General features: G+C 74.9%; 1 protein-coding gene. It reads left to right on the forward strand.

Annotation, left to right across the window (positions count from 1 at the left end; genetic code table 11):
* Nucleotides 1-4,851, forward strand: a 4,851-nt coding sequence (locus tag AB1460_RS35665) for a type I polyketide synthase (RefSeq protein ID WP_368966843.1), incomplete at both ends; no start/stop codon positions are given.

Raw genomic sequence — 4,851 nt, forward strand, 5'->3', positions numbered from 1 at the left:
GGAGCAGGTCCGGCGTCCGGTGCGGTTCGCCGACGCGGTGGCCGCCATGGTGGAGCAGGGGGTGACCCGGTTCCTGGAGATCGGGCCCGACGCGGCGCTCACCCCGGCGATCCACGCCATCACCGACGGTGCCGGCACCGCTGCCGGCACTGACGTCGAGACCGACGGGTCCGGCGGGGCTGGCGTGCTTGCGGTCGCGGCTGCGCGCCGTGACCGCGACGAGGCCACCACGCTGCTGACCGCCGTCGCCCGGCTCTTCGCCGGCGGCACCCCCGTCGACTGGGCCCGGCTGTTCGACGGCACCGAGGCCATCCAGGTACCGCTGCCCACCTATGCCTTCCAGCACCTGCAGCTCTGGCCGCGGCTGCGCGCCGCCGTCAGCGGGAACCCCGCCGGGCTCGGCCTGGTCGCTGCCGAGCACCCGCTGCTCGGTGCCACCGTGGCCCTCGCCGACGGCGACGGCACCGTGCTCACCGGCCGGCTCGCCCTCGACGGCCAGCGCTGGCTCGCCGACCACCGGGTGCTGGGAAGCACCCTCGTCCCCGGCACGGCGTTCCTCGAGATCGCCCTCGCGGCCGGCGAACGGGTCGGCGCCCCGGCCGTCGACGAGCTGCTGCTGCACGCCCCGCTCGTCCTGCCCGACCGGGGCGGGGTGCGACTGCAGGTCACCGTCGCCACACCCGGCCCGGACGGCCGCCGTGAGCTGGCGGTCTACTCACAGCCCGAGGACGGTGACGACGAGCCCTGGACGGTGCACGCCACCGGCACCCTCCTGCCGCCGGGCACCCAGCCGGCGGGCGCCCCGACCGCTGCGGGCGGCCTGGTGGCCTGGCCGCCCGCGGGCGCGACCGAGCTCGCCCTGGACGGCTTCTACCCGGGGCTGGCCGGCGCGGGCCTCGACTACGGCCCGGCGTTCCAGGGCCTGCGCCGCGCCTGGGCCCGTGATGGCGAGGTCTTCGCCGAAGTCGAGGTGGACGAGCCCGTCGACGGGTTCGCGATCCATCCCGCGCTGTTCGACGCGGCGCTGCACGCGATCGCCGCCGGCGGGCTGCTGCCGGTCGACGACGAGGTGCGGGTGCCGTTCGCCTTCACCGGGGTGAGCGTGTCCGGCGCACCCGGCGCGACACTGCGGGTCCGGATCGCCGCGGTGTCCGGTTCCGACCGGGTGCGGGTGTCGATCGCGGACGGTTCCGGCCTGCCGGTCGCCGAGGTCACGGGCCTGGCCCTGCGCGCGGTCACCACCGGCCAGCTTGCCGCGAACGCGGCGAGCCGCCTGCTGTACGGCGTCGACTGGACGCCGGCGCCGGCCGGCACCGCGCCGGCGGCGGAGTCCGCCGAGCACGGGGTCGCCGTCCCGCTGGGGTCACCGGTGCCGGCTGGCACCGCACTCGCCGTGGTCGACTGCACCGCCCAGCACTGGTTCGCGGACGGCACCGCGGAACCAGCCTCCGTGGCGGAAACCTCGGACGGGCCGGCCGGTACCGGCCTCTCGCCCGAGGATGCGCGGGGCCGGGTGACCGCCCTGCTGACGACGATCCAGGACTGGCTCGCCGACCGGGAGCAGCCGCGAGGCCGCCTGGTCGTGGTCACCGCGGGCGCGGTGGACGCCGCCCCGGGCGACACCGTGCCCGGCGTGGTGGACGCGGGCCTGTGGGGTCTGGTGCGCACCGCCCAGTCGGAGCACCCGGGCCGCTTCCAGCTGGTGGACGTCGACCAGGCCGGTCGCGGCCTGCTCGCGCGCGTCGTCGGCTCCGGCGCCCCGCAGGCGGTGATCCGCGGCGACGAGGTACTCGTCCCCCGTCTCGTGCGGCTACCGGCTCCCGAGGCTCCTGGCACTGGCACTGGCACCGACGCCGGCGGCGGTTCCGCCGGGCCGGATGGGGTGTTCGGCGCGGGGACGGTCGTGGTCACGGGTGGCACGGGTGCGTTGGGTGGCCTGGTGGCGCGGCATCTGGTGGCTGCCCATGCGGTGTCGGACCTGTTGTTGGTGTCGCGTCGGGGTGCGGCGGCGCCGGGTGCGGGTGATCTGGTCGCGGAGCTGGTGGAAGCGGGTGCCCGGGTTCGGGTGGCGGCGTGTGACGCGGCGGATCCGGAGGCGGTGCGGGAGCTGCTGGCGGGTGAGCCGGTGTCGGGTGTGGTGCATGCGGCCGGGGTGGTGGACGACGGGTTGGTGGGGTCTCTGTCCGCGGAGCGGGTGGAGGGGGTGCTGCGGGCGAAGGTCGATGCGGTGCTGAATCTGCACGCGGCGACGGCCGCCCGGAATCTGGCCGCCTTCGTGGTCTTTTCGTCGGCGGCGGGTGTGTTGGGGAATGCGGGCCAGGCCGCGTATGCGGCGGCGAACACGTTTGTGGACGGTTTCGCGGGATGGCTGCGGGGCCGGGGTGTGAACGCGGTATCGGTGGCGTTCGGCCTGTGGGACACGGCGGGGGGAATGGGGGGGTCTCTGGGCGAGAGCGAACGGGCGCAGCTGCGGCAGGGCGGCGTTGTTCCGCTGAACGCGGAACAGGGTCTGGCGGCGTTCGACGCCGCGCTGTCAAGTGGCCGCGGACTGGTGGCCCCGCTCGGTCTCGACTTCTCCGTGTTGCGCGCGGCGGCGGGCAGCGGTCTGCTCCCGCCGCTGCTCGAGGATCTCGTCCTGCCCGCGACCCGGCCGGCCGGCGGCGGCGGGTCCGCGCTCGGCCGGCAGCTCGCCGCGCTGCCGGCGGAGGAGCGGCGCCGGGCCGTCCTCGATCTGGTCCGCGGCCAGGTCGCCGCGGTCCTCGGCTACCGCGGCGGCGGCGACCTGGACCCGCAGCGGGCCTTCAACGAGCTCGGTTTCGACTCGATGACCGCCGTCGAGCTGCGTAACCGCCTGATCGCCGCCACCGGCCTGCGACTGCCGTCCACCCTGGTCTTCGACTATCCGAACGTCGAGGTCCTCGCGTCCTTCGTCGGTGCCGAACTCGCCGGGTCGACCCCCGCCCCGGTCGTTCCCGTGGCGTCGGCGGCCGGCTCCGACGAGCCGATCGCCATCGTGGGGATGGCGTGCCGCTACCCGGGCGGGGTCGCCTCCCCGGACGAGCTGTGGGATCTGCTCGCCACCGGCCGCGACGCCGTCGGCAGCTTCCCGCTCGACCGCGGCTGGGACGTCGACGGCCTCTACCACCCGGACCCGGATCATCCGGGGACGTCCTACACCCGCGAGGGTGGTTTCCTGCACGGCGCGGCGGAGTTCGACCCGGGACTCTTCGGGATCAGCCCGCGGGAGGCCGTCGCGATGGATCCGCAGCACCGGCTGCTGCTGGAGGCGTCCTGGGAGGCCTTCGAACGGGCCGGTCTGGACCCGCTGGGCCTGCGCGGCAGCCGCACGGGTGTCTTCGCCGGTGTGATGTACACGGACTACGCGGCGGTGCTGGAACGCGCCGAGGCCGTGGAGGGCTTCCTCGGCGCCGGCGGCAGTGTCGCCTCGGGCCGGGTGTCGTACACGTTCGGTCTGGAGGGACCGGCGGTCACCGTCGACACGGCGTGCTCGTCGTCGCTGGTCGCGCTGCACCTCGCCGTGCAGGCTCTGCGCGGCGGTGAGTGCGATCTGGCGCTCGCCGGTGGTGTGACGGTGATGTCGACGCCGAACACCTTCGTCGGTTTCTCCCGGCAGCGTGGCCTGTCCGCGGACGGCCGGTGCAAGTCGTTCTCCGAGGCGGCGGACGGCGTGGGCTGGGGCGAGGGCGTCGGCATGCTGCTCGTGGAGCGGCTCTCGGACGCCCGGAGGAACGGCCACCGCGTGCTGGCGGTGGTGCGGGGTTCGGCGGTGAACCAGGACGGTGCGTCGAACGGTCTGACGGCGCCGAACGGTCCGTCGCAGCAGCGGGTGATCCGGCAGGCGCTGGCGAACGCCCGGCTCGGCGTCACCGACGTCGACGTCGTCGAGGGGCACGGGACGGGCACGACGCTGGGTGATCCGATCGAGGCGCAGGCGCTGCTCGCGACCTATGGCCAGGGCCGGCCCGAGGGCCAGCCGTTGTGGCTGGGGTCGGTGAAGTCGAACATCGGTCATGCGCAGGCGGCCGCGGGGGTGGCCGGTGTGATCAAGATGGTGCTGGCGATGCGCCGCGAGATCATGCCCCGGACACTGCACGTGGACGCCCCGTCGTCGCAGGTCGACTGGGACGCCGGTGCGGTCTCCCTGCTGGTGGAGCCACGGCGCTGGGAGACGAACGGCCGTCCGCGGCGGGCGGCGGTGTCGTCGTTCGGGATCAGCGGCACGAACGCCCACGTCATCCTCGAACAGGGCGACGTCGTCCCCGGCCCAGGCGCTGCCACGGGTCTGCCAGTGGTTCCGGTGGTTCCGGTGGTGCTGTCGGCCGCGGACCCGGCTGCCCTGGCCGGCCAGGCGGAGCGGCTGCGGGTCGCCCTCGGCACCGGAAGCGGCCTGGACCTGGTGGACGTCGGCTGGTCGCTGGCGGGGCGGGCCCGGCTGCGGCACCGCGCCGTCCTGCTCGCCGCCGACGGCGCAGCGCTCGACGGAGCCCTGTCCGCGCTCTGCGCACCGGAGGACGTCCCGCCGGCTGGCACCGCCGCGGTCGTGGGGAAGGTGCGGCAAGGCCGGTTGGGTGTGGTGTTCACCGGTCAGGGTGCGCAGCGGTTGGGGATGGGCCGGGGTCTGTATGAGGCGTTCCCGGTGTTCGCGGTGGCGTTTGACGAGGTGTGTGAGCTGCTGGACGGGTATGTGGATGTGCCGGTGCGGGAGGTGGTGTTCGGTGCGGATGGTGAGGTGTTGGGGGTGACGGGTCGGGCGCAGCCGGCGTTGTTCGCGGTGGAGGTGGCGCTGTTGGCGCTTGTGCGGAGTTGGGGTGTGGTGCCGGGGGTGGTGGC

Origin of the sequence: Parafrankia sp. FMc2 (assembly GCF_041008525.1) — a bacterium.
Lineage (GTDB): Bacteria > Actinomycetota > Actinomycetes > Frankiales > Frankiaceae > Parafrankia.